Below are 24,194 nucleotides of genomic sequence, written 5' to 3'. Positions count from 1 at the left end.
ATTATTTTGGCGAATGGGGCCAATGGATGGCTTACGTCCGCCTGCGTCTTTTGCATGAAGGAGTGGAAATCGCCGTGCAGATTCTTCAAAATAGAGGTCAGGCAAGCAGAGAGGAGTGGGAGGATGTACGATATCGCCATTATCGGCGCCGGGCCAGCGGGTGCCAGTGCCGCCATTTTTGCTGCCCGCGCGGGGAAGAAGACGGTCGTGTTGGACAGCAATCAGAGCGTTACGCGACGAGCCTGGATTGAGAATCACTACGGGATTGACCGCATCACTGGCCCTGACCTGGTGGAGCAGGGCAAGCAGCAGGCGCAACGATTTGGTGCCACCATCGTTGAGACGAAAGTGACAGGAATTGAAAAGTTGGCGGAAGGGTTCGCCCTCCTCACCGAGGACAGTCGGTTTGAGGCGAAGCACGTCTTGTTTGCAACCGGGTTGTGGACAGACCTTGCCGAGCAGGTGGGCCTTAAGACCAAGCCTGCCACGGAGCCGCGCATCAAAACCGTCATTGTGGTGGACGCAGACGGACGCACAAGCGTGCCTGGTATCTGGGCGGCCGGTACGGTGGCTGGTACCAGTGTCCACACCATCATCACCTCTGGCGACGGCGCCCGCGTGGCCATCAACATCATCAGCGAGTTGAACGGGGAACGCTGGGTGGACCACGACGTTTTGAAGACCTCGAATTGATAGGTGTTCTCGTGTCAGCATTTCGCAGCCGGCATCTGCAAGCCGGCTGCGGGTGGTGTACGGGAGCTCTGCGTGATCCGGCGGGCTCTTCGCTATATTCCCCACGTCAGATTTATCCATATGCACCGTAAGACCCAGAGCTTTAGCCCTGGGGATATAAGGCGCTCGCCGTTAGACGCAAACGGTGTTCCCAATGCGGCCACATCATGCCGAAAATGCCTCTCGACATTCGGCAATGGACGTGTCCGAAATGTGGAGAGCATCACGACCGAGACGTGAATGCCGCAAAGAACATCTTAGCCGCCGGGCTGGCGGTGTTAGCCTGTGGAGAGGCTGTAAGACCAGGGCGCAAGCAGTCTGCGAGGCGTCAAGGCAAGCCTCAAGGAAGCAGGAAATCCAGCGCGTGAGCGTTGGAATCCCCCGGCTTTCGGCGTGGGGAGGAAGTCAAACGGAAGGAGAGAGGATGGTGAAGCCATCGACGTAAGTACAGTGTTCGCTTGAGTATGGGATCCCATCCACACGTAAGGAAGACGTCTGTGTCGCGGTTCTCACTATGTTCTCCCTCGCCCCCGTGAGCATGTGCACGTAGTGACAAACTTCTCTCCGTGTGTTATACTGACGATTAGTGTGTCAGCAACGAAAGAGGTGAGCACGGAATGAAAACAGGCATCCATCCGGATTATCATATCACGACGGTGACCTGTGCGTGCGGGAACTCGTTCGAGACGGGTTCCGTCAAAGAGAACCTGCGCGTCGAAATCTGCTCGAACTGCCATCCGTTCTTCACGGGCAAACAGAAGTTTGTCGATACGGGCGGACGCGTCGAGCGCTTCAACCGCAAGTACGGTCTGAACAAAAAAGAAGAACAATAGCCTGCGCCCTGCAGGCTTTTTTGGGAGCGGTATCGCCGCTCCCTTGTCGGCATGCCCGGAGAGCTTGAGCTTCTTCGGGCGTCTGTGTCTTTGCGGTGTGCGTGCGGCCGCCGCGACGGAGAGGAGGTGTGAAGCCGTGTTTGATAAACTGGATGCGATGGTCCGGCGGTACGAGCAGTTGAGCACCCTCTTGTGCGATCCGGACGTGATTCAGGACGCGGAGAAGCTGCGTGAGTACGCGAAGGAGCAGGCGGATCTGCGCGAGACGGTCGAGACGTACCAGGCCTATCAGCGTGCCCAGGCAGACCTGGAGGCGGCCAAGGAGATGCTCAACGAGCGCCTGGATGAAGAAATGCGCACGTTTGTCAACGAAGAGATTGAACAGCACACGGCCGAGCTGGAACGGCTGCAGCAGGAGCTGCAAATTCTGTTGCTGCCGAAAGACCCAAACGACGACAAAAACGTCTTCCTCGAAATCCGCGCGGCGGCCGGTGGCGAAGAGGCGGCCTTATTTGCCGGTGATTTGCTGCGCATGTACACTCGCTACGCGGAGCGATCCGGCTGGAAGACGGAGGTTATTGACGCGCACTACACGGATATCGGCGGGCTGAAGGAAGTCACGCTGTCGATTCAGGGACGCGGCGCCTACAGTAAGCTGAAGTTTGAAAGCGGCACCCACCGCGTGCAGCGCGTGCCGGTGACCGAGTCCGGCGGGCGCATTCACACCTCGACGGCTACGGTGGCGGTGCTGCCCGAGGTGGAAGACATTCAGGTCGAGATTCACGAGAAGGACCTGCGCATTGACACGTTCTGTTCCACCGGCCCGGGCGGCCAGAGCGTCAACACCACGCAGTCGGCGGTACGCATCACCCACATTCCGACCGGTATCGTGGTCTCGTGCCAGGATGAGAAGTCGCAGTTGAAAAACCGCGACAAGGCGATGCGTGTCCTCCGCGCACGGCTGTACGAGAAATACCAGCAGGAGCAGCAGGCCGAGCTGGCCGCCAACCGGCGCAGCCAGGTGGGGACGGGAGATCGAAGCGAACGCATTCGTACGTACAACTTCCCGCAGAGCCGGGTGACCGACCACCGGATCGGCCTGACGCTGCACCGCCTGGAGGCGGTTCTGGACGGCGACTTGGACGAAATCATTCAGGCCTTGATTGTTGCGGAGCGGACGCAAATGTTGGAGGCGGCTGAGGCATGACGGTGCAGGAGGCCCTCAACTGGGCCTCTTTTTGCTTGTCCAGGGGCGCGCAGAGCCGCTTTGTCGATACCGGGGAAGCCGCTGCCGTGGCACGGGCCGAGGCGGAGCAACTGCTGCTCGCTGCGACAGGCTGGACACGAACCCAGATGCTCATACGCCTGGCTCATCCGCTCGCGCCCTCATACGAGGCGCGGCTGCGGGAGTGGGTGGCTGAGCGGGGCAAGGGGCGACCGCTGCAGCACATCCTCGGCCAAGCTGATTTTTACGGCCGCAGTTTTAGCGTGGGGCCGGAATGTTTAATCCCCAGACCCGAGACGGAAGTGCTGGTGGAACAGGCCATCCGTTGGCTGCACGAACACCCGGACGGGCGCGCCCTCGACATTGGGACCGGCAGCGGGGCCATCGCGGTCACCTTGGCGCTTGAGTGCCCTATCGCGGAGGTCCATGGTCTGGATGTCTCGCCAGCGGCGCTCGCCTGGGCTCGCGACAACGCGCGGCGGCTGGGCGCAACGGTATACTGGCATCTGGGCGATGCTGCGGCGTTTCTGCCGCTTCAGGCGGGGCAGTGGAACCTCATCGTTAGCAACCCGCCGTACATCCCGACGCGCGAGGTCGCGAAGCTGGACGCTGAAGTGCGCGATTACGAGCCGCACCTCGCCTTGGATGGAGGGGAGGATGGACTGGATTTCTACCGGCTGCTGGCGCGCAACGCAGCTTTGGCGTTTCAACCGGGGCCAGCCGCCATCCTCTTGGAGGTCGGCCATGACCAGGCGCACGCGGTCATGCGCCTGTTTACGGACGTACACGCATCCTTGTGGCGGGGCTGGCGGTTTCAGGCGATCCCGGATTTGCGCGGGATTTTGCGCGTGGTGATGGGGGAGCGCTAGGATACAGATGAAGCGCCGAGATACGTGCGACCTCCAGAATACGGTAGAAGTGTCAGGATACGCACGGATCGGCCCTATGCGATGGGTTCGACTCGTCCGCTTGCGACCGTCGTCCCATGCCCCCGTTTAAACCTATCACGGTCTGGCCACACTGGTGCTAGACATGATAGGAACGGGGGATGGTGGATGCGAGGAAAACGTTGGCTCATGTTTTTGGGTGTCGTCGCAGCGGTGGTTTGTCTCGGTAGGTCGTTATCCAACTCTCGCACGGAATCCGGGAGCGGGCAGCTGACTGAGATTGCCCTGGCGGCGCCGCACGCGAAGCCGATTCCCAAACAGGCGCTGCGTTTGCGCATCCTGGCCAATAGCGATAGCGCGGCGGATCAAGCCTTAAAGCGGGAAGTGCGCGATGCGGTGGTGGTCCAGGTCGCCCAGTGGTTGGCGCAGGCCAAGACACCGCAGCAGGCCGAGGCGATTCTCCGCCAGCACCTGCCTGAGGTGCGGACGCTGGCGGATCACGTTGTCGAAGCGCACGGATTTCGATACGATGTGAAGGCAGACATTGGACGTGTCCCCTTCCCCACGAAGGTTTATGGAAACCAAGTCTACCCGGCGGGCGACTACGAAGCCCTGCGCATCACCATCGGCCGCGGAGCGGGTGCAAACTGGTGGTGCGTGTTGTTTCCGCCCCTTTGTTTCGTCGATATCGCGGACGGGGATGCGGTGCCGAATACGGGGGGGTTTCCAGATCTGCCGCCGCTGGAGACGATTGACGTCCCGAATGCAGCGGGCGGCAAGACGCAGGTTGCCATACGACTGGCCTCGGTGGATTACGGGGAAGAGCTTTGGCGGACCGTTCATCACTGGTTTTCGCAGTCAAGTTGAGGAGGCATCATCATGGCCAAGGTTTGGCAGGTCAATCCGGACGCGTCGGACGCGGAATGGGAGGGATTAGCCCAGGCGGCCACGCTTTTGAATAACGGCGGTCTTATCGCTTTTCCGACAGAAACGGTCTACGGCCTGGGGGCTAACGCGGAGCGAGAGGAAGCGGTACAGCGAATTTTTCTGGTCAAAGAACGCCCGGCTGATAACCCCCTGATTGTCCACATCGCGGACCTGGCGCAACTTCCGGACGTCGTCGCGAACCCAGATGAACTCCCCGCGCCGGCGCGGCGGGCAATGGAAGTGTTCTGGCCGGGGCCGTTGACCCTGATTCTGCCCGTGTCCGACCGGATTGCGGCGGCGGTGCACCCTGGCACCGATACGGTGGGCGTGCGCATGCCAAACCATGACCTGGCGCGGGAGCTGATTCGCCGTGCTGGGTGTCCGGTGGCCGCGCCCAGCGCCAATAAATCGGGTCGGCCCTCACCGACCTTGGCTTCCGATGTGATAGAAGATTTGGGCGCCGAGATTGACGGTGTCATTGATGGCGGCGCCTGCAAGGTGGGGATTGAGTCCACGGTCGCACGCATCGGCGACGACAAGGCGGTGATCTATCGCCCAGGCGGGATCACGCGCGAACAGCTGCAAGAGGCTCTTTCCATTCCGGTGGAGCTGGCGCCGCAACTGACCGGGGAGGCTACCGATGCGGGCAATGTGCCGTCGCCGGGGATGAAGTACCGCCACTACGCCCCCGATGCAGAGGTTCATGTTTGGTGGGGAGACGGGGCCCGGGTTTTGGTGGCGATGATGGAGTTTATTGATGCCCACCCGGGCAAAAGCCTAGCCGTAATCTCTGAGCGTCCATTCGCTGGGCGCTGCAAGTCGTGGGCGCCGGCCCCTGGGGAGCCTTACGACGCGGCTTTGGCTCAGCATCTGTACCGCCTGCTGCGCGAGTTTGACCGCTCCCACGTCGACTACATCTTGGTCCAGGGAGTGGCCCCGGACGGGGTCGGGGCGGCGGTCATGAACCGGCTACAGAAGGCGTCCGCGGGCCGCGTCTACAGCGTTTAAGCCCCAGGCCAGTCCGGGGATCTGGTTGATCGGGTGAAAGGACGCGGGTTTGTCGGCTCAAGTTTTATACCACGCAAAGGCCATCCTTTGCACGTACCTCTTTGCGTCGTTCCTTGCGGTAAGTTTGAACGACGCCCGATGCATCACGGGAACCGGCGAATGAAGTCCGGTACGGTCTCCTGTCTCGTCGGCGGCGTGGCATCGCCCGTCACGGGCAGGCCGAGCGCCTGCCAGAACGCGGGCGCCGGCACGTAGATTTGCCCGCCCACAACGAGGGGCTGAGCGCGCAGATTCGTATCTTCGCCGTCAATCTTGACTAGAATCCCGCGCGTTTTCATCGAGATCGACTGCGGCTTCGCGGTGTACGCGGAGGCCGCGGGCAAGACTAGGCGCGGCTTGGCGCGAACGGTCAGATTGGTAGACGGTTCGCTGGGAAGCGTGGACCCCGAGGCCACTCCTCGAGTCAGCTCTTGCGAGGTGCCATCGAGGATATCCCAAGCTGCCACGGCCGGCGTGCTGACACGCGCTTCGCGGCCCGTCTCGTCCCACGTCCAGGTTTCCCCTGCGGCGTGCGCCAGGTCGGACAGCGGCGCGTAGATCCAGCCCGACCAGGCGAAGCCGTGGATAGTCTGCGTCGCCTGATGCGGCCGTTCAACCCTCAGCTTGATCGGCGTCACTGAAGCTCGAAACGAGGCAAACGAATCGTTGTTCCATGGCCGAAGCAGCAGCCGCACCGATTTTCCTTCGACGTAACCGGACTGACCCTCCGGAGTCACCACTTCCAACCATTCCCCGACACGACCTATCACCAAATCCGCTTGGTCTCCGTGTAGCCAAGAGATGCCGTTGGCGGTATCCATCGCCTGCGCCCGCACCACGGCCCCGTGAGGAGCGAGAGCGTAGTACATCGGTTCATGCCAGAGTGGATTGTCCAACGACTCCAGGACGGATTGTGCCAGTACACGCTGCCCGGCCACAGTCGGATGTACATCATCTTGCTTTAGCCGCACGTACTTATCTTGGTGGTGATTGAACGGCTGATAGGCACTGGCGACCAGGGTGTGCGCCTCTGCCGCCGTGTTCAGGACGGTCTGATTGGCGGCGGCGAGCAGCGGCTCCGCGATGTTATGCAGGATGGTGTTGTCCGGGAACGGATTGTACAGATCGAAAAGCACAATCGGCGCGTCGGTTTGTGCCTGGATTCGGGCCACAATCTGCGGCAGGTTGTTCGCGTACGTGGTCAAGGCCTGCTGGAACTGGGCCACATCGCTTTGACCCACGTTGGCCTTTCCCGCCAGGGTTCGGTTCAACAGGGCGGTTGCGCTCTGCAAGAGGTCGTTGCTCCCGATGTCGATGACGACCGTATTCGCCTGCCGTAATGCCGCCTTGACTTTTGGCTGCTGCAGCTGCCGCAGCAGGTCACCGGAGGTTGCGCCGGGTACCGCGAAGTCCTTCACTTGATAGTCGAGTTGTCGGGCAACAAGGTAAGGGTACGCATACGGCGACGGGTGTCCGTTCGCACTGCCGGGGAGTTGCCAGCCGTACGTGATGGAGTCTCCCAGGGCAACCAGGGTTTTCGCCTTGGCGGCTGCCGTTTGCGGGACGGGCACCGTGTCCGCGGCCAGGGAAGTCCACACGCCCACTCCGGCCGCAACAGCCAAAACTGCGCGACAAGCCGCAGCCACCCGTCTGCGGCGGGGGTGGTGTTTATCCCCATCCGTTCTATAGAGTTGTTTCTGATGTTTCTGAGGCCAAAGCCGCATGCAGAATCCCCCTCTGGCCTGGGCCCAGCCCGCGCTGGACAACCGTTTCAAGATATCATCACTTCATTCTACGGGTGGGGCAAAGCTGCGTCAAAACGCCATTTTTCAGATTCGCCCTTATCATGTCCGGCTGGACAGGCGCATACATTTTTAGGGCGTTGAAGAGGGGGATGGCGTTGGCAGATCACTTCCATGACCTGTTGGAAATCCTCGTCATGTCGCTGGCGCTTGGGATGGACGCGTTTTCGCTCGCAATAGGGCTCGGGCTGCAAGGCTTAAAGCGCGATACGGCTATCCAACTGATGCTCTCCATCGGCATTTATCATGTCATGTTTACGGTCTTTGGACTCTTGGCCGGGATGGTCCTGCAGGGCCTGATGGGGGAAGTGGCCCAGTGGTTTGCCGCGCTCGTCTTGATTGGCCTGGGGCTGCACATGGTCTACACGACTCTGTTCAAACCGCATGCGGCACCCTTGCTCGGGACTTCCCTGACCGCCATCACCGTGTTCGCCGCTACGGTGTCCTTGGATGCGCTATCGGTCGGCTTCAGTCTCGGCCTCCGCACCACGGCCTTTGGCGTCACGGCGGCGCTTAGTTTCGGGGTGTTTGGGGCTTTGATGTGCGGTTTGGGGCTTTTGATTGGCAAACGCGCCAGCCGTTGGGTGGGTGTCTATGGACAGCTGCTCGGAGCGGCGATTCTCATCGGGTTTGGCCTGCACTTTTTCGTCGATTGACCTTTCGGTGGGTTTGTCGAGTTGAGCTTGCCGTTGGGAATAAACCTGGCATCGGCGCGGATTGCCTGCGGGAAAATGCAGACAGTATACTGAAGACAGGTGGTTTCTCGCTTGCCAGGAAGGGGGAGACGGCCGTGCACATCGTTTTTGTCTGCACGGGCAATACGTGTCGCAGCCCCATGGCCGCGCACCTATTGCGGCAGGTGGTGGAGCAGAGAGGACTGGATTGGGTCGTGGAGTCGGCCGGGTTGTATGCGCTGGCCGGATCGCCCATGAATGAACAAGCGGCCCGTGTTCTCCGCCGCCGCGGCATCACGGATACGACGCACCAAGCGCAGCCGGTCGACGAGCGGCTGGTCAAAGAGGCTGACCTAATCTTGACCATGACCCGTCAGCACGCCGAGGAGCTATGTCGGCGCCATCCGCATGCCTGTGGCAAAGTTCACGCACTGCCCCAGTTTGCCGGCTGGCCTGAGCTTGAGATTGCCGATCCGTTCGGCGGCGATGAAACGGTCTACGACCGCTGCGCGGATGAGATTGAACGCTATTTGCAGGTGTTGGTGGAAAAATTGGCGCCGGGTGAAAAGACCACGGGCGCTGACAGCGAGGAGAAGTTCGATGAAAATTGCGATTGCGAGTGACCATGCCGGGTTTCGGTTGAAGAAAGAGCTGCTGCCGGTGTTGGACGAGATGGGGATTGCTTACGACGACCTCGGCACGGTGGACGAGCAGTCGGTGGACTACCCGGATTACGCGTTGAAAGTGGCTACCGGCGTGGCACGAGGAGAATATGAGCGTGGAGTCTTGGTCTGCGGGACAGGCCTTGGCATGTGCATCAGCGCCAACAAGGTGGATGGGATTCGCGCCGTCACGGCACACGACACGTTCTCCGCAGAGATGGCGCGCCGACACAATAACGCCAACGTGCTGACAATGGGCGAGCGGGTTGTCGGGCCGGGCTTGGCGGCAGAGATTCTGCGCATCTTCTTGACGACCGAGTTTGAAGGCGGACGGCATGCGCGGCGTGTGGACAAGATGAACGAAATTGAACGCACGCACGGAATGTGCTGAAGCAAATTTGGATGAGGTGATGGCGGTGACGGAGAATCGGATAGGATACACAGACTCCGGGCTCCCGCCGCTGGACCCTGAAACCATAGGCGCGGAGTTGGCGGCGTGTCTGGAGGATTTGTTTGCGGCCGCCGACCTGGGGCCGGGAAAGCTCTTGGTGGTCGGCGCCTCCACGAGCGAGGTGGCCGGTCAGCGCATCGGTACGGCCACGTCGTTGGATGTGGGTCGGGTATTGGTGGAGACCGTGCTGGCCAAGACCGCCGCCGTTGGTTGCGCGGTCGCCTTTCAGTGCTGTGAACACCTCAACCGGGCGCTCGTGGTGACACGGGAGACGGCCATACAGCGGGGATATCGCGAAGTGATGGCGATTCCGGTGCCGGGGGCTGGCGGCGCTGCGGCCGCTGTGGCATTCGCTGAGATGGCGGATGCCTGTCTCGTCGAGGCGGTGGCGGCGGACGCCGGCATCGACATTGGCGACACGTTCATCGGCATGCACTTAAAGCCGGTGGTGGTGCCCGTGCGGCCGCGTCGGCCTCTGGTCGGTCGTGCGCACGTGACAATGGCCCGCACCCGTCCACCCTTAATTGGCGGCGCCCGGGCTGTCTATGACCCGACGGAAGCGCGACGGCGACTGGGCGGCTAGATTCGCCTAGGCGACTGCTGCATGTGCCTGGATGGGCCAATCCGGCCATCGTCTCGAGCGAGAAGCGTTGGCCAAGCGCTGGCGGGGAGGCAGGTCCCGCAGCACTGGGGCCCGTCGCACAGCAAAAAAAATCCCTGCCGGCGGCAGGGGATATGGGGGTTGAAGCGGGTGTGCTCCGTGGGGTTGGGTTCCGGCAGCACACCGGGAAATGCATCCCTCGTGGATTACAATACTGCCAGAACCTCAAAATTTCCTTGAAAACGTGGGGCCGGTGCCGTAGGAAAACGCGGCCGGCAAGCCGAGGACTATCGGACGTGCCCGTCCCGACGCGCGGACAGGGAGCGCGACTCGCCCGCCCGCGCCTTCGCTTCCACTGTCCGCTTCCTGCTGGCGCCCGAACGGGCCACGCCGGAGTCGTGGCTTGCCAGGGTGGAGACGGAACAGGCCGTGCTCGTGGAAGTCCTCGCCGTGCCGGGGACAGAACAGGCGGCGCCAAGGGACGAGCTGGCTGGATTGGCTGCGAAGTCGGCACGCCGTGCCTGGCGCATGCGGCGGTTGTGCGCGGCCTTCTCAATCGGCAGGATGGCGTACAACCCGGCCATCAGGGCGATAACGGCGCCGCAGAACCAAAACGGGGCGCTCGGCCCGAAACCATCCCACAACAGTCCGCCAACATACGGCCCCAAGGCGGATCCCATGCCCTCAATCGTCATGAACACGCCCCAAACCGTCGCTTTCTTGTCCGGATCGATGGAATGGTCGAGCACCGAATTCCACGCCGGCAGGATGAAGGCGTAGCAGATGCCCACCACAGCGACCATGACAAAGGTCGATCCGATGCGATGGTACGTCGGATAAATCAACAAACACGCGGCGCAGATGGCAAACGCGCCGACCAAAAACCAGCGCGAGCCCAGCCTATCCACCATGCGCCCGCCGGGGACCATGAGCAGGACGGCGAAGGCGCCCCCGAAGACAAGCAGGCCGCTGTACATGCCAGCGCTCAGGTGAAGCACGACGCGGGCGTACAGCGAGAGAATGGGCACCAGCGTCGAGACGGCAAACATCTGCGCAAACATGCCGGGAAACAAAAAGGCGACGTCGCGAACGTTGCGCCACAGGTCGCGCAGATAGGCCACAGACAGCGACGGGGTCGGGGTATGATGCCCCTCATCTGCGTGGGACTTCCCGTATAGCGCCGGGTCATACCTGCTGAAGGCTTGCGGGCGCCGGCGTACCATCGCCCAGATCAGCGCCAGGGCGGCGCATTCGGCCAAGACCATCACCCAAAAGGCCGGGCGGTAGCTGCGCGCCACAACGAAGTTGATAAGCACCGGCCCCAACCCCGCTCCGGCCAACCAGAACATATACATGTAACTCATGAACGTACCGCGCTTTTGCTCCGGGCTGGCCAGGCCGATGGCCGCCACCGCAGACGGCCACACCGGGGTCACGCCGATACCAAACACGGCGGCCGACAGGAGCAGCATTTGGATGCTGCGGGCTTGCATCATGCCGTACATGGCGCAGGCGGCCAGGGCAAATCCGGCCAACAGGACCGGCCGTGGCCCCAGTCGGTCAATCAGCCAGCCGACCGGAGAGCGCAGGATGTTGTCGACGAAGTAGTGGACAGACAGCGCCAAGGTCACCCATTCTACCGCAAAGCCAAGCACCGTGCTGCCATAGGTGGGCAGGACCGAGTAGACGAGTGCCCCGCGGACGAACTCGGATAAGGTGAGGGACAGAAAGACACCCAATAAAAACGGCTGAAACAGTTCAGGTTCCAGCCACCGCGAAAGCCATGCACGCACTTTCCCTCGCACACACATCCCTCCTGCTGGACCACTCGTTGCCTACAGTCTGCCCGCAATGGGGGCTAGAATTACCATACTGTGAGGTCTGGTTTGTTATAATGTGCTCATCAAGCTGCCATCTTCGCTATGGCGGCCGCCGGTTCCTGCCGGGTGTGTTGAAAAAAGAGGAGCGTGTGTTCTTGGGACAGGTTCACGTACTGGATCACCCGTTGATCCAGCACAAATTAACGTACATTCGCAGCCGTGAAACCGGCACGAAAGAGTTTCGGGCTTTAGTCCAGGAAGTGGCCATGTTCATGGCGTACGAGATTACGCGCGACCTGCCGCTGGCCGAAACGACGGTAGAAACGCCGGTGGCGACGGCAAAGAGCCGCGTCATCGCCGGCAAGACGTTGGCGCTGGTGCCCGTTCTGCGAGCGGGGCTGGGGATGGTGGACGGCATCCTGAACATGATTCCCAACGCCAAGGTCGGCCACGTCGGGTTGTATCGCGACCCTGAGTCGCTAAAGCCGGTGGAGTACTACTGCAAGCTGCCGGCGCACTTGGAGGAGCGCGACGTGATTGTGGTCGATCCGATGCTGGCCACGGGCGGATCGGCTGTGGCGGCGATTACAGCGGTCAAGGCGCGCGGGGCGACCTCTGTCAAACTGATGTGCCTGGTCGCCGCACCTGAGGGTATCGCCCGGGTGCAGGAGGCGCATGCCGACGTCGACATCTATGTAGCCGCGGTCGACGAAGGCTTGAACGACCATGGATACATTGTGCCTGGGCTCGGCGACGCCGGCGACCGGTTGTTCGGGACGCGCTGATGGATACGCGAAGGCCTCTGATCAGCGGCCGCCCGGTACGCGTCCTGACGGTCTTCGGTACGCGGCCTGAAGCCGTTAAGATGGCGCCCTTGGTGACAGAGTTGAGGCAGCACCCAGGGGTGCAGTCGTACGTGTGTGTGACCGCTCAGCACCGGGAGATGCTCGATCAGGTGCTCGAAGTTTTTCAGGTCACCCCCGATGATGACCTGGACATCATGGAACCGAATCAGACCTTGGGCACGATTACCCGCAAGGCTTTGGCTGGCCTAGAGGAGGTGATAGCCAAGCGGCGGCCGGACATTGTCCTGGTGCACGGGGATACCACCACCACCTTTGCCGCGGCTTTGGCCGCGTTCTACCAGCGTGCGGCGGTCGGGCACGTGGAGGCAGGACTGCGTACGTACGACAAATACAGCCCTTACCCTGAGGAGATGAACCGGCAGCTGGCGGACGTCTTGGCTGACCTCTACTTTGCTCCTACTCAGTGGTCAGCCGAGAACCTGTGGCGGGAGGGAAAACCGATGGAGTCGGTCTTCGTCACCGGGAACACGGCTGTGGACGCCATGCGGACCACCGTCCGCAAAACGTATCGCCACCCGGTGCTGGATGCTCTGCCGTCGGATGCCCGTATTGTCTACATGACGTCGCACCGGCGGGAGAACTTGGGGGCGCCGCTGGAGCAGATTTGCGCCGCTGCTCTTGAGATTGTCGAGCGGTTTGCGGATGTCCACCTGATTTACCCGGTGCACTTGAATCCGCGCGTGCGCGAGACTGTGTTTTCCATTCTCGGTTCTCACCCGCGCATTCACCTGCTCGATCCGCTCGGGGTCATCGATAACCACAACTTCATGGCCCGTGCGACACTCATTCTCACCGACTCCGGCGGCATTCAGGAAGAGGCGCCGAGTCTCGGCGTGCCGGTGTTGGTCATGCGTGACACCACAGAGCGGCCCGAAGGGATTGCCGCCGGGACGTTGCGTCTGGTCGGTACCGAACGAGCGCAGATTGTCCGGGAGGCGGCGCAGTTGCTTAGCGACGCGGCTGCCTATGCGGACATGGCTGGACGGAAAAACCCGTACGGTGATGGGGAGGCCTCGCGGCGGATTGTGGCGGCGATTCTCCACTGGTTCACCGGGGCGCCGCGGCCGCAGCCGTTTGTCTACGGAGGCGCCGGATGAGCTTGGGCGCGGCAGTGGCTGGCAACTGCCGCCTGACCTTGGGCAACGATCAAAAGAGAGCGTTTGCAACAAATTTCCTAAACTAAAATATTAGGGCGGAAAATGAACTGGGTGAGCCGAAACCCAAGGAAAACGGCAGAATTATGAACAAACCGCTGGTATTCCCCGTTTTCGCCGCTATATCGGGGTTTCTGCGTTGACACAACTGAGCATTGTTCGATAGTATTAGCGAGGGTTCCGGCTAATCGCGGCGAGGCCAATGCACAGAGAACAGCACGCCGCAGTCCAATTTATATGACCCCACCAGAGTCGATGGGTGGTGACGGCCGTAGCGGACAATGACGGAAAGCATAAGCAGGCTAGTCCCTGGAAAACGTTTGCATTCTTTTCGGGGGCAACCTTGCAGTTGGCGGTCTGTATCGTTGTCTTTGGCTACTTAGGTCAGCGTCTCGCTGTCCATTGGCACCACGCATGGGTGACAGCCGTCGGTGTGCTTTTTGGAGTGTTCGTCGGCGCGTCCGGGCTCGCGTTCCTCGCCAAACAAGTCCTGGGAGATAAGTTATGAACGACATGCAGCAACTGGATGCACGGATACGCCTTATAGCCTTGACGGGTACCGCAGGCTTCCTGTTGACCGCGGTGGTTTGGGCGGTTGCCGTTCCGTGGCGTCCCATCATGAACGGTCTCCTGCTCGGTGAGGCGGGTGGTGCATACGCAGTCTACAGCATGATCCGCTATGGCCACAGGCACGGCGGAATTGAGGGCAAGGCATTGTTTGCCTCGGGGATGCTGGGCATGTTTACGCGCCTGGCGGTGTTGGCGGCGGTCATCGTCGCGGCCGTCAAACTGCCGAACGTCAATCCGTATACCGCGCTGATTGGCTATTTACTCGGTTTCGTCCTTATTTTTGTGGGACTTTATGGATACGCCAGGAACCGTGGCAAATCTCCAAGGGAAAAGTAGGTGAAAGCAGAGTGACGCCGTTCCCTACCCTGTTTAAGGGGACCATCTGGGCGACCAACCTGACTACCGTCGCGATGACCATCCTCGCGGGCCTGTTGGTGTTGGTGTTTGTCCGCCTCGGCGTGCGCAGAATGGACATGCGCAGCCCGCGAGGGATGCAGAACGTCGTGGAGTGGACGGCCGAATTCGTAACCAATATGGCGCGAGAGACGATGCCGAACGAGCGGATCGTGCAGTGGGTTCTGCCGCTCGCCTTTATGATGCTCGTGTTTTTGTTCATCGCCAACTGGCTTGGGTTGATCTTCGTCCTCGACTTGAAAATTGGCCACCCGATTCCGTGGCTGGGCATCACTGCGGAGGACATCGCCAAGGCTCACCAGAGCGGCAAGGAGTTTGCCATTGAGCTGTTCAACTCGCCGACGGCGAACATGAGCATGGCGTTGGGGCTGGCCATCATGGTCTGGGTCATCAGCCACGCCATTGGTCTGCGCCATCCCTTGCAGTGGCTCAAACACTATAAGAATCCGATGGCCATCCTGGAGGAGATCACGAATCCTCTGACGCACGGCATGCGTCTGTACGGTAACATTTTCGCTGGCGAAGCGTTGATTGGCGTGTTGGCGGGGGCGCCAATGATTTTCGGGTTCATTCCATGGAGTTTGCCGCTGTTGGTGGTTTGGGTATTCTACAGTGCGTTTGTCAGCACCATCCAGGCCTATGTGTTTACCATCCTGATGACGTTGTACATCGGGAACAAGGCGCACGGTGATGGCGACCATGAGGCGACAGCCTGACCCGGTCACGGGCGCGGATAAATTCGGTGTCCGCGGGCGGATCGTTGAACGAGCTGGCGGATCGTTGAACGAGCTGCCTGAGAAGTGGCATATACGAAATCCACATTATCAGCAAATGCACATGTGTAAGGAGGACAAAGTTTCATGAGCCAAGTTATGGTCCAAGCCCTGTTTGATATTGCGGTGGCGCTCCTGTTGGGATTGGCTGCTGTCGGTTCTGGTGTGGGTGACGGTTTGGTCATGAGCAAATACGTCGAAGGTGTGGCCCGTCAGCCGGAGGCGCGCGGTTCCATCTTTGCAAGCGCCCTGCTGGGTGTCGCGCTGGTCGAAGCGTTCCCGGTCATCGCGCTCGCATTCGGCATCATCATTCTGTTTACGCAGGGCGTGCTGTAAGCCTGTTGTGTGACGGTTTGAGGGTGTCGATGGGAGAATTCGGGAAGGGGTGACGCAGGTGTTTGAACTCGGCACGATGATAGTCACGCTGCTGGCGTTTCTCATCATGCTCGCCATCGTCATCCGCTTTGGCTTCAAGCCGCTCAGCAATATGATGGAACAGCGCCGTCAGTACATTGAGCGACAGATTCGCGAAGCGGAAGAGGGCCGGGCGCAGGCCGAGCGGCTGCTGGCGGAACACCGTGAACTTGTCGAGCGGGCTCGGCAAGAGTCGAAGCAGATGGTGGACGCGGCGCGGGCTCGGGCAGAGGAGCAGGCGCGGCAGATTGTCGCCGCCGCCGAAGCAGAGGCGGCGCGCCTCTTGGAGGAGAACCGCAAGCTGATTGACAGGGAACGCCAGGAGGCGTTGGATAGCGTACTGAATCAGGTGGCCGGCCTGACGGTCGAGCTGACCGCCCGGTTGTTGCGTGAACGGGTGACGCCTGAGGTACACCAGAAGATGCTCAAAGAGGCCGAAAAGCGCCTGGGTGAGCTGGTATGCTGAGCGGCGTCGTCACAAACCGGTACACGCGAGGTCTGTTTGAGGTGGCCAAACGAAACAACGCTTTGGAGCGTGTGGACCAGGGGCTGACCCTGGTCTCGGCCTTGCTCAAAGCCAACGACGGTCTGAAGACGATGGTGGAACACCCACTCATCAGCGCTGAGGACAAGCTCAAGGTCATCTCGAACATCTTGAACGACATGGCAAACAGCAGCCTGCTTGGCCGCCTCAAGAACCTGTTCAAAGACCCGGTTCATCCCCTGGTCCTGCAGTTCTTGGGCGTGCTGTTCAGCCGCAATCGCAGCGAATACATCACCGCGGTGGCGGAGGAGTTCCACGAGTTGGTCGAGGCGGAGAAAGGCCGTGTCCGCGTCGATGTGGAAACCGCGTTGCCGTTGTCAGAACAAGAGCAGAAAGAGCTTTCCCAAAAGCTTGGAGCGGCGCTGGGGCGCGAGGTGAATGCCCATATGGAGGTCAATCCGGACCTCATCGCCGGTTATCGGTTTCGGCTGGGCAATCGCGTCATCGACGCGACCGTCAAAGGGGCGCTCGCGCAGTTCGATGAGAGACTGCTGGCTGGCGCAGCTGGCAAGGAGGGAACCCTTTGAGTATTCGACCGGATGAAATCAGTGCGCTGATACAGAAGCAGATAGAGCAATTTGAGTCGCAGGTACAGGTGTATGACACGGGCATCGTCCTTTCGGTCGGTGACGGGATTGCCCGTCTGTACGGTCTGGACAACGTCATGGCCGGCGAGTTGGTCGAGTTCCCGAACGGCGTATACGGGATGGCGCTCAACCTGGAAGAGGATAACGTGGGCGTGGTCGTCCTGGGTTCCGTCGAGGGTATCCAGGAAGGCGACCAGGTGAAGCGTACCGGACGCATCGCCCAGGTGCCGGTGGGTCCGGCCCTGCTCGGCCGTGTCGTCAATCCGCTCGGACAGCCGATTGACGGCCGCGGACCGATTGAAGCGGCTGCCTATCGCCCGATTGAGTCGCCGGCGCCAGGCGTCATCGACCGCAAATCGGTGCACGAGCCGCTGCAGACGGGCATCAAGGCGATTGACGCCATGATTCCGATTGGCCGCGGTCAGCGCGAGCTCATCATCGGCGACCGGCAGACCGGGAAGACGGCGATTGCGGTCGATACCATTATCAACCAAAAAGGCAACGGCGTGAAGTGCATCTACGTCGCCATCGGGCAGAAGGCGTCGACGGTGGCACAGGTGGTGGAGACGCTCCGTAAGCATGGCGCCATGGACTATACCATCGTCGTCACCGCCAGCGCGTCCGATCCCGCTCCGTTGCTCTTCATGGCGCCGTACGCGGGCTGCGCGATGGGCGAGTACTTCATGTACAACGGCGAACACGCGTTGGTCGTCTACGATGACCTGTCGAAACAGGCAGCCGCGTATCGCGAGATGTCGCTGTTGCTGCGGCGTCCACCTGGCCGCGAGGCGTTCCCGGGCGACGTCTTCTACCTGCACTCGCGACTTCTAGAACGGGCGGCGAAGCTGAGCGACGAGCGCGGCGGCGGTAGCCTGACGGCGCTGCCGTTCATCGAGACGCAGGCTGGTGACATCTCGGCTTACATCCCGACCAACGTGATCTCTATCACGGACGGTCAGATCTTCCTGGAGTCGGATCTCTTCTACTCCGGCGTGCGGCCCGCGGTTAACGTTGGTACGTCGGTGTCTCGTGTCGGCTCTGCAGCGCAGATTAAGGCGATGAAGAAGGTCGCCGGTACGCTCAAGCTCGACTTGGCCCAGTACCGCGAGCTGCAGGCGTTCGCCCAATTCGGCTCCGACCTGGACAAGGCGACGCAGGCGCGCCTGGCCCGTGGTGAGCGGACCATGGAAATTCTGAAGCAAAACCAGTACGAACCGATGACGGCCGAGGAGCAGGTGGTTGCCATCTGGGTGGCAGTCAACGGCCATCTGGATGATATTCCGACCAGTGCCGTTCGCAAGTTCGAGAAGGACTGGCTGACGTTTATCAAGACCGACTATCCGCAGATCTTCCAAAACATCGTGGAGACGAAGGACCTCTCGGACGAGACGGTCAACCTGTTGAAGGAAGCGGTGCAGAAGTTCAAGGCGACGTTTGTCGCCTAATCCGGCGGTGCGGCGGGTGAAGGCCCGTCGCGCTCCGGGAATGCAGGACCGCCGCAAGGCGGTCGGCAGGCAAGGTGGTGATAACCGGTGCCGCAGAGTGCCAGAGACATTAAACGTCGGATCAAAAGCTCGCGCAACCTGGCGCAAATCACCAACGCGATGGAGATGGTCGCTGCCGCGAACCTGCGCAGGGTGCAGGAAGCGGTGCAGCAGTCCAAGCCCTATCTGGCGAAGATGCGCCAGATGTTGGCTGGGGTGTCTCGGGATGCGCGCCACGTGAAGCACCCGCTGTTGGCTGAACGGCCGGTGAAACGCACTGGCTATCTCGTCATTACGGCCGACCGGGGACTGGCTGGGCCGTACAACTCGCAGGTGATTCGCACCGCGCTGCAAGAGTTTCGCCATAAGGACAAGTCCACGTATACCATCTACGCCGTGGGCCGCCGCGGGCGGGATTTCTTCCGCCGTCACGGTTATCCCCTCGGCGGCGAGATTATCGGCGTGCCGGACACCCCGTCCTACGCGAGTGTGCGCGGCATCGTCGAGCAGGTTGTCAAGGCATACCAAGACGCGGAATTTGACGAGCTGTACCTCGTCTACAACGAGTTTATCAACGCCATTACACAACGGCCCAAAGTGGAAAAGGTGCTGCCGCTGTCAAGCGTCGAGGGTGAGGAGGACGCGAAGGTCGTCCATTACCTGTACGAGCCGGATGCGGAATCACTCCTGCGGGCGCTATTGCCGCGCTACGCAGAGACCCTTGTGTACCAGGCCATCTTGGACGCCAAGGCGAGCGAGTTTGGCGCCCGGATGACGGCGATGGGCAACGCAACCGACGCGGCGGAAGACATGATTAAGCACCTGACCCTGGCGCTCAACCGTGCGCGCCAGGCGGCGATTACAACGCAGATTGCCGAAGTTGTCGGCGGTGCCGAGGCGTTGAAGTAAGAGGAGGGGAATTCGTGAACAAGGGTAAGGTCGTGAACGTGATGGGGCCGGTTGTGGACGTCCGCTTCCCCGAAGGGCAGCTGCCGGCCATCAACAACGCCTTGCGCATCGATTACGAAGGCGATGTCCCCGTTCACCTGACACTGGAGGTCGCCCTGCACCTGGGTGATAATGTGGTGCGCTCAGTTGCGATGTCGTCCACCGACGGACTGGTCCGCGGTGCGGAAGTCACCGACACGGGCCGCCCCATCAGTGTTCCGGTCGGACAGGGCACGCTCGGGCGTATCTTCAACGTGCTTGGCGAGACGATTGACGAAGCGGGCCCGGTGCAGGCGGACGAAACGTGGCCGATTCACCGCAAGGCGCCAGCCTTCACGGATTTGAGCACGAAAGTCGAGATTTTCGAGACCGGTATTAAGGTCATCGACCTGCTCGCCCCGTACATCAAGGGCGGCAAGATTGGCCTGTTCGGAGGCGCCGGTGTCGGTAAGACCGTTTTGATTCAAGAGCTGATTCACAACGTCGCCAAAGAGCACGGCGGCTATTCCGTCTTCGCCGGCGTCGGCGAGCGTACGCGCGAAGGAAATGACTTGTACCACGAAATGAAAGACTCGGGCGTCATCGACAAGACCAGCATGGTCTTCGGCCAGATGAACGAACCCCCCGGCGCGCGTTTGCGTGTGGCTCTGGCCGGTCTGACGATTGCCGAGTACTTCCGCGACGTGGAACAGCGCGACGTGCTACTGTTCATCGACAACATCTTCCGCTTCACGCAGGCCGGTTCCGAGGTGTCGGCGTTGCTCGGGCGCATGCCGTCGGCCGTCGGTTACCAGCCGACCCTGGCAACGGAGATGGGTCAGCTGCAGGAGCGCATCACCTCCACCGTCCGCGGCTCTATCACGTCCATTCAGGCCATCTACGTGCCGGCCGACGACTATACGGACCCGGCGCCGGCCAACACGTTCGCACACCTGGACGCCACCACCAACCTGGAGCGTCGGATTGCCGACATGGGTCTCTATCCTGCGGTCGATCCGCTCGCGTCCACGTCCCGTGCGCTGTCGCCCGATATCGTCGGCGAGGAGCACTACCAAGTGGCGCGCGGCGTGCAGCAGGTGCTGCAGCGCTACCGCGAGTTGCAGGACATCATCGCCATCCTGGGCATGGATGAGCTGAGTGATGAAGATAAGCTGACCGTGCAGCGGGCGCGTAAAATCCAGAACTTCTTGTCCCAGCCGAACTTCGTGGCCGAACAGTTCACGGGTCTGCCGGGCAAATACGTGACCATCAAGGACACGGTCCGCAGCTTTAAGGAGATTTTGGAAGGCAAACTCGACGAGATTCCGGAGACGTACTTCCGTTACCGCGGTGCCATCGACGAAGTCTACGAGGCGGCCGAAAAGGACGGCATCAAGGTCTCGTAAGCAGTCAAGCGGAACCCGGTTGCTTGAGCAAACCGAACATAGCTGCTTGTGCATGCGAGGCAGGAACCGTGTAGGAGTAGACTCCATCGTCAAGGAGGTGGCGCTGTGAGTACGGTCTTGTTTGAGCTGGTCACGCCAGAGCGGCAGCTTCTGTCGCAGGAGGTCAGCATGGTCTCGCTGCGAGGCGGCGACGGGGAATTGGGTATCCTGCCGCGTCACGCACCGTTGGCGACCACCGTGAAGCCTGGGATTGTCAAGGTGAAGCTCCCGACTGGCGAGGATTTCATCCACGTCACGGGCGGCTTTCTCGAGGTCCTGCCGAATCGCATCACGCTTTTGGCGGATGCGGCGGAGGTGGGCGGATACATCGACGTGGACCGGGCACAGCGGGCGAAGGAAGAGGCCGAAGAGCGTCTGGCCAGAGCCGCGACCGCAGAGGAACGGGCAGATGCTGAGGCCGCTTTGCGGCGGGCTTCGCTGCGGCTGGAGACGGCGGAGAAATCTGCCCAGGCCGGCCACCTGTTGGGCCGCAGCGAGGCCTGACAGCGCGCCAGGCTGTCGGCCCGGTTTGACGCGTTCACGGTCAGCCACGGGGCAAAAAAGCCCGATACGCGAGTCGTATGTTCCATGGCACCACCCTTTTCCGGGTGGTGTCTCTTTTCTTTTGAGACCCCTTCAGAGGTCCGTTTGCATTTGCGCAAAGTAATCGATGACAAACTGCCCGAAGCGCTCGGCAGCCCGGCTCCTATAACGCGTTTTTGACCATGCCAAGCCAATCGTCCGCTTACAGTCGGGATCGACAATGCGCAACCGGCGTACGCCGGATTGCCGGGTTTGCCGCCACGTAAGGGCTGGGACGAACGCCACACCCAAGCCTTGCGTCACGAGCGCCGCCATCACGTCCAGCTGGTCTCCCTCAAACGCGATGTTGGGCTCAAAGCCCGCCTGCCGGCAAAAGTCGTCGGTCAGTTGGCGAAAACCGTAGCCCTCGTGCAGGCTGACGAACCCTTCGTCGGCCGCTTCCACCAAGCGCACCGCTTGCCGATCCGCCAGCCTATGGGAGGCCGGGACGACGAGGTAAATCGGTTCCTCCAACAACGGGGTCCAGACGATGTCGGGCGCCTTCGGCGGAACGGTGGAAAACACGAGGTCGACCTCACCCAGCGTAAGCGCCTGCTCCAACCGAGAGGTCGGCAGCATTGACTGGCGAAATCGCACGTCAGGGTGGAGGGCGCGAAACGGGGCCAGTAAGTCGGGTAAGATCCGCGGTACCGAGACGGCCAGCCGAATAACCGCCTGACCGGCCCGTGCGAGATCCTGCGCCTCACGTATCCCATCCTCCAATTCAGCAAACAACTTCTCCACCCGGCGCAAAAACGCCCGTCCAGACTCGTTCAATCGCAGGCCTCTCCCTTCACGGTCGAACAGGCTCACCCCGAGTTCCTGCTCCAGTCGAGCAATGGACCGGCTCAAGGAGGGCTGTGCGACTCGCAGTTCGCGCGCAGCCTGGGTCAGGTGTTGGCGCTTGGCCGCGGTCCGAAAGTAACGCAACTGCAACAAATCCAACTCCATCACCTTCTTATAGAGCTGTTCCGACACGCATAGTTATAACATCTGCGTTATGGATTGATTTCAAAACAGGTATTATACAGCATTGTTTCGTTTGTCTAAAATAGTTTTGTTCGTGCCTCGTTGGCGTACTCGCCAGCCAGGCACGCTTTTCTGTCACGGGAGATTGCACACTGTCTTATGGAGGGAAGGATTTGTGAGTCAGACTGCGCACGCGGGTTCGGCCAAACCGCTCTTACCGCATTACGTAGTGATTTCTTTCTTAACGTTGCTGACCATCTGTCCGCAGTACGTGCTCAACGTGTCGTATATTCTCAACCAAGGCCTGCTTGAAAACACGGTGACGGCGGGAACGTACGCGATGACGGTTCCGTCCTTGGTCTCAAATATGCTGTTTGCCTTGTGTGTTCCGATGGGGCCGGTGTTGTCTCGCTATCTGGGACTGCGGCGGAGCTATCTTGCGCTGGTCGCAGTGTTTGTCCTTGGCGCCCTCATCAGCGGCTGTTCGAGCGAGCTTTGGGTGCTGGTGCTCGGACGAGGACTGCAGGGCCTGACCGCCGGGGCTTTGTTTCTGACCATCCTGCCGGTGAGCCTTGTCTCCTTCCCCAACCACGTCCGCAACTGGTTCTTGCTTTTGGCCATCGGCGGGTTGTTTGGCTCCACGTCGCTCGGGGCCGTGTTTGGCGCGATGTCGCTTGGGGCGGACGCGTGGCGCTTGTTTTACCTGATCTGCGGGGTGCCGGGGTTGCTTGCCCTTCTGGTGGGCAGTCGTGTGTTGCCTCATTCCGAGGCGCACCACGGGCATCATCCGTTCGACATTCGGGGCTTGGTCTGCCTGGTTCTGGCCATTGCAAGCCTCATCTGGCCGCTGGCGCACCTGCAGAAGCTCGGCATCGGTGACTGGAACGTCTGGCCATGGCTTGTGTTGGCTGCCGTCTTTCTGGCTCTGTTTGTCTGGAATGAACTGCGCGTGGAGGGGCCACTGGTTCACTTTCGCGCGTTGGCCACGCCGCGCCAGTGGCTTGGGGTGTTGATGGCGGCGGCGAGCCATGTCGCCCTGGTCGCAATCCTGATTGGCAGTACCAGCTTCCTGCGCAGTGTTCGTGGGGCTGTACCGCACCAGATGACCGTGTTCTACTTGAGCTTCTTTATCGGTTGCGTGATTGCGGCGCTTCTTTGTGTCTGGCTGCATGACCTCATCGGCCCAGGCTGGCTGGGGGTGCTGGCATCCCTAACGGTACTCGGCGTGGCCGCGTTGTGGCGGCAGATGTCCGTCGACGCCGACTGGCCCAGCCTGTATCTGCAGATGGGACTGGCGGGATCGTGCATCGGCGTGGTCCTTGTGTCCGGCGCCCTGTCGACCGCACTGTCCGGGGATATTCATCAGGCACGCTGGCGATCCGTTTCTCTGCACTTCATGCGCAACGTACTGGGGGCGGCAGCGGCGCCGGTGTTTGCCTGGTTCCTGACGCGTCAGTCGGCCGTTCATTACGAACAGTTGCGCGCCCAATTCAGTCTGGCGAATCCGATGGAGACGGCCGGGTTGACGGGTCAGGTACAGAGGCTGATGGGGCAAGGGATGTCCAGCACCGACGCACAGAACGTCGTCACGCAAATGCTGGCCAGCAGCGCGAAGGCGACTTCGCTGGCCAACGCGGACCGGGACCTGTTTCTGCTCCTATGTGTGCTCGGCTTCATCCTCTTGGCGGGTTCGTTGGCTCTGGCGATGAGCGGCCGCGGGCGGCGTCTCGTACAAAAAGGAATGCCGGCCCAGAGCCATCAGATACGCGACCTACCTGCGCGCGTCTCGTAACGTTCCTCACAT

26 protein-coding genes and 1 pseudogene are annotated in these 24,194 nt (G+C 61.0%); 24 read left to right on the top strand and 3 right to left on the bottom strand.

The genetic code is table 11. The features are described 5' to 3' along the window. The first annotated feature begins 123 nt into the window (after positions 1–123). The 7 genes and pseudogenes from H522_RS0114155 (at position 124) to H522_RS0114130 (ending at position 5,612) form a co-directional block, all read left to right on the top strand. On the top strand, positions 124–693 hold the full coding sequence (locus tag H522_RS0114155) for an FAD-dependent oxidoreductase (RefSeq protein ID WP_026962844.1): 570 nt from the start codon (positions 124–126) through the stop codon (positions 691–693). Positions 694–884: 191 nt separating this feature from the next. Continuing rightward, a pseudogene (locus tag H522_RS21195) lies at positions 885–1,100 on the top strand (zinc ribbon domain-containing protein); the annotation flags it as partial. Between the two features lie 249 nt (positions 1,101–1,349). Continuing rightward, complete coding sequence (gene rpmE / locus H522_RS0114150; protein ID WP_026962843.1) at positions 1,350–1,565, top strand: 50S ribosomal protein L31; 216 nt, start codon at positions 1,350–1,352, stop codon at positions 1,563–1,565. A 136-nt stretch (positions 1,566–1,701) separates the two neighbouring features. Next, positions 1,702–2,772: a peptide chain release factor 1 gene (gene prfA / locus H522_RS0114145; protein WP_026962842.1), complete on the top strand. Its 1,071-nt coding sequence runs from the start codon at positions 1,702–1,704 to the stop codon at positions 2,770–2,772. Beyond that, positions 2,769–3,659 (top strand): peptide chain release factor N(5)-glutamine methyltransferase, encoded by an 891-nt coding sequence (gene prmC / locus H522_RS0114140; protein ID WP_026962841.1) that lies wholly within the window; start codon positions 2,769–2,771, stop codon positions 3,657–3,659. Before prfA ends, prmC begins: the two co-directional genes overlap by 4 nt. A 186-nt stretch (positions 3,660–3,845) precedes the next feature. Continuing rightward, on the top strand, positions 3,846–4,544 hold the full coding sequence (spoIIR, locus tag H522_RS0114135) for a stage II sporulation protein R (protein WP_026962840.1): 699 nt from the start codon (positions 3,846–3,848) through the stop codon (positions 4,542–4,544). A 12-nt stretch (positions 4,545–4,556) separates the two neighbouring features. Continuing rightward, positions 4,557–5,612, top strand: a complete 1,056-nt coding sequence (locus H522_RS0114130; protein ID WP_026962839.1) for an L-threonylcarbamoyladenylate synthase — start codon at positions 4,557–4,559, stop codon at positions 5,610–5,612. A gap of 143 nt (positions 5,613–5,755) precedes the next feature. Here the strand turns inward: H522_RS0114130 and H522_RS0114125 are convergent, their stop codons facing one another. Then, positions 5,756–7,375, bottom strand: coding sequence for a GDSL-type esterase/lipase family protein (locus H522_RS0114125; protein ID WP_026962838.1), 1,620 nt, complete (start codon positions 7,373–7,375; stop codon positions 5,756–5,758). Positions 7,376–7,551: 176 nt separating this feature from the next. Here H522_RS0114125 and H522_RS0114120 point away from each other — a divergent pair, with 176 nt between their 5' ends. The 4 genes from H522_RS0114120 to H522_RS0114105 all read left to right on the top strand — a co-directional run bounded on the left by H522_RS0114120 (position 7,552) and on the right by H522_RS0114105 (position 9,823). Further along, the gene (locus H522_RS0114120) at positions 7,552–8,109 is read left to right on the top strand and encodes a manganese efflux pump MntP (protein WP_245578127.1); all 558 of its coding nucleotides are present in this window, start codon (positions 7,552–7,554) and stop codon (positions 8,107–8,109) included. Between the two features lie 134 nt (positions 8,110–8,243). Further along, the gene (locus H522_RS0114115; protein ID WP_026962836.1) at positions 8,244–8,750 is read left to right on the top strand and encodes a low molecular weight protein arginine phosphatase; all 507 of its coding nucleotides are present in this window, start codon (positions 8,244–8,246) and stop codon (positions 8,748–8,750) included. Beyond that, entirely contained in the window at positions 8,728–9,180 is a 453-nt protein-coding gene (gene rpiB / locus H522_RS0114110; RefSeq protein WP_026962835.1) for a ribose 5-phosphate isomerase B, read from the top strand. Before H522_RS0114115 ends, rpiB begins: the two co-directional genes overlap by 23 nt. 25 nt (positions 9,181–9,205) lie before the next feature. Next, positions 9,206–9,823, top strand: a complete 618-nt coding sequence (locus H522_RS0114105) for a TIGR01440 family protein (RefSeq protein WP_425387026.1) — start codon at positions 9,206–9,208, stop codon at positions 9,821–9,823. 305 nt (positions 9,824–10,128) lie between these two features. Here the strand turns inward: H522_RS0114105 and H522_RS0114100 are convergent, their stop codons facing one another. Continuing rightward, the gene (locus H522_RS0114100) at positions 10,129–11,646 is read right to left on the bottom strand and encodes an MFS transporter (protein ID WP_026962833.1); all 1,518 of its coding nucleotides are present in this window, start codon (positions 11,644–11,646) and stop codon (positions 10,129–10,131) included. Between the two features lie 170 nt (positions 11,647–11,816). Between H522_RS0114100 and upp the strand changes: the two genes are divergently transcribed. The 12 genes from upp (at position 11,817) to H522_RS0114040 (ending at position 21,343) form a co-directional block, all read left to right on the top strand. Further along, positions 11,817–12,446 (top strand): uracil phosphoribosyltransferase, encoded by a 630-nt coding sequence (gene upp / locus H522_RS0114095; RefSeq protein ID WP_026962832.1) that lies wholly within the window; start codon positions 11,817–11,819, stop codon positions 12,444–12,446. Continuing rightward, positions 12,446–13,624 carry a non-hydrolyzing UDP-N-acetylglucosamine 2-epimerase gene (gene wecB / locus H522_RS0114090; RefSeq protein ID WP_035454102.1) on the top strand — a complete coding sequence of 393 codons (1,179 nt, stop codon included), beginning with the start codon at positions 12,446–12,448 and terminating at the stop codon, positions 13,622–13,624. Before upp ends, wecB begins: the two co-directional genes overlap by 1 nt. 316 nt (positions 13,625–13,940) lie before the next feature. Then, a complete protein-coding gene (locus H522_RS0114085) occupies positions 13,941–14,189 on the top strand; it encodes an AtpZ/AtpI family protein (RefSeq protein WP_051344294.1) in 249 nt (82 codons plus the stop codon). Beyond that, positions 14,186–14,587, top strand: coding sequence for an ATP synthase subunit I (locus H522_RS0114080; protein ID WP_026962829.1), 402 nt, complete (start codon positions 14,186–14,188; stop codon positions 14,585–14,587). The genes H522_RS0114085 and H522_RS0114080 overlap by 4 nt, the downstream gene beginning before the upstream one ends. 11 nt (positions 14,588–14,598) lie before the next feature. After that, positions 14,599–15,381, top strand: coding sequence for a F0F1 ATP synthase subunit A (gene atpB, locus H522_RS0114075; RefSeq protein ID WP_026962828.1), 783 nt, complete (start codon positions 14,599–14,601; stop codon positions 15,379–15,381). Positions 15,382–15,525: 144 nt separating this feature from the next. Further along, a complete protein-coding gene (atpE, locus tag H522_RS0114070) occupies positions 15,526–15,774 on the top strand; it encodes an ATP synthase F0 subunit C (protein WP_026962827.1) in 249 nt (82 codons plus the stop codon). Positions 15,775–15,823: 49 nt separating this feature from the next. Continuing rightward, positions 15,824–16,318, top strand: coding sequence for a F0F1 ATP synthase subunit B (atpF, locus tag H522_RS0114065; RefSeq protein ID WP_245578126.1), 495 nt, complete (start codon positions 15,824–15,826; stop codon positions 16,316–16,318). Continuing rightward, the gene (gene atpH / locus H522_RS20690) at positions 16,312–16,923 is read left to right on the top strand and encodes an ATP synthase F1 subunit delta (RefSeq protein WP_026962825.1); all 612 of its coding nucleotides are present in this window, start codon (positions 16,312–16,314) and stop codon (positions 16,921–16,923) included. Before atpF ends, atpH begins: the two co-directional genes overlap by 7 nt. Further along, positions 16,920–18,428 (top strand): F0F1 ATP synthase subunit alpha, encoded by a 1,509-nt coding sequence (atpA, locus tag H522_RS0114055; RefSeq protein ID WP_026962824.1) that lies wholly within the window; start codon positions 16,920–16,922, stop codon positions 18,426–18,428. The genes atpH and atpA overlap by 4 nt, the downstream gene beginning before the upstream one ends. 87 nt (positions 18,429–18,515) lie before the next feature. Further along, positions 18,516–19,376 (top strand): ATP synthase F1 subunit gamma, encoded by an 861-nt coding sequence (gene atpG / locus H522_RS0114050; RefSeq protein WP_026962823.1) that lies wholly within the window; start codon positions 18,516–18,518, stop codon positions 19,374–19,376. A gap of 14 nt (positions 19,377–19,390) precedes the next feature. Then, a complete protein-coding gene (gene atpD / locus H522_RS0114045; protein ID WP_026962822.1) occupies positions 19,391–20,800 on the top strand; it encodes a F0F1 ATP synthase subunit beta in 1,410 nt (469 codons plus the stop codon). A gap of 105 nt (positions 20,801–20,905) precedes the next feature. Next, complete coding sequence (locus H522_RS0114040; protein ID WP_026962821.1) at positions 20,906–21,343, top strand: F0F1 ATP synthase subunit epsilon; 438 nt, start codon at positions 20,906–20,908, stop codon at positions 21,341–21,343. Positions 21,344–21,475: 132 nt separating this feature from the next. Here the strand turns inward: H522_RS0114040 and H522_RS0114035 are convergent, their stop codons facing one another. Continuing rightward, on the bottom strand, positions 21,476–22,366 hold the full coding sequence (locus H522_RS0114035; RefSeq protein WP_026962820.1) for a LysR family transcriptional regulator: 891 nt from the start codon (positions 22,364–22,366) through the stop codon (positions 21,476–21,478). A 199-nt stretch (positions 22,367–22,565) separates the two neighbouring features. On the opposite strand from H522_RS0114035, the gene H522_RS0114030 reads away from it, so the two are divergent. Further along, a complete protein-coding gene (locus H522_RS0114030; RefSeq protein ID WP_026962819.1) occupies positions 22,566–24,182 on the top strand; it encodes an MFS transporter in 1,617 nt (538 codons plus the stop codon). Positions 24,183–24,194: the final 12 nt, after the last annotated feature.

This window comes from Alicyclobacillus herbarius DSM 13609 (assembly GCF_000430585.1).
In the GTDB taxonomy this organism is placed as follows: Bacteria; Bacillota; Bacilli; order Alicyclobacillales; family Alicyclobacillaceae; genus Alicyclobacillus_G; species Alicyclobacillus_G herbarius.
The sequence above is the reverse complement of the archived record's forward strand: the minus strand, read 5'-3'. Positions and strand labels throughout refer to the sequence as shown.

Bases quoted from the DNA above. Each gene is read 5' to 3' on its own strand.
- H522_RS0114130 (WP_026962839.1), top strand. From the start codon at position 4,557: ATGGCCAAGGTTTGGCAGGTCAATCCGGACGCGTCGGACGCGGAATGG.
- spoIIR (WP_026962840.1), top strand. From the start codon at position 3,846: ATGCGAGGAAAACGTTGGCTCATGTTTTTGGGTGTCGTCGCAGCGGTG.
- rpiB (WP_026962835.1), top strand. From the start codon at position 8,728: ATGAAAATTGCGATTGCGAGTGACCATGCCGGGTTTCGGTTGAAGAAA.
- prmC (WP_026962841.1), top strand. From the start codon at position 2,769: ATGACGGTGCAGGAGGCCCTCAACTGGGCCTCTTTTTGCTTGTCCAGG.
- wecB (WP_035454102.1), top strand. From the start codon at position 12,446: ATGGATACGCGAAGGCCTCTGATCAGCGGCCGCCCGGTACGCGTCCTG.
- rpmE (WP_026962843.1), top strand. From the start codon at position 1,350: ATGAAAACAGGCATCCATCCGGATTATCATATCACGACGGTGACCTGT.
- atpH (WP_026962825.1), top strand. From the start codon at position 16,312: ATGCTGAGCGGCGTCGTCACAAACCGGTACACGCGAGGTCTGTTTGAG.
- atpE (WP_026962827.1), top strand. From the start codon at position 15,526: ATGAGCCAAGTTATGGTCCAAGCCCTGTTTGATATTGCGGTGGCGCTC.
- H522_RS0114125 (WP_026962838.1), bottom strand. From the start codon at position 7,375: ATGCGGCTTTGGCCTCAGAAACATCAGAAACAACTCTATAGAACGGAT.
- H522_RS0114080 (WP_026962829.1), top strand. From the start codon at position 14,186: ATGAACGACATGCAGCAACTGGATGCACGGATACGCCTTATAGCCTTG.
- H522_RS0114155 (WP_026962844.1), top strand. From the start codon at position 124: ATGTACGATATCGCCATTATCGGCGCCGGGCCAGCGGGTGCCAGTGCC.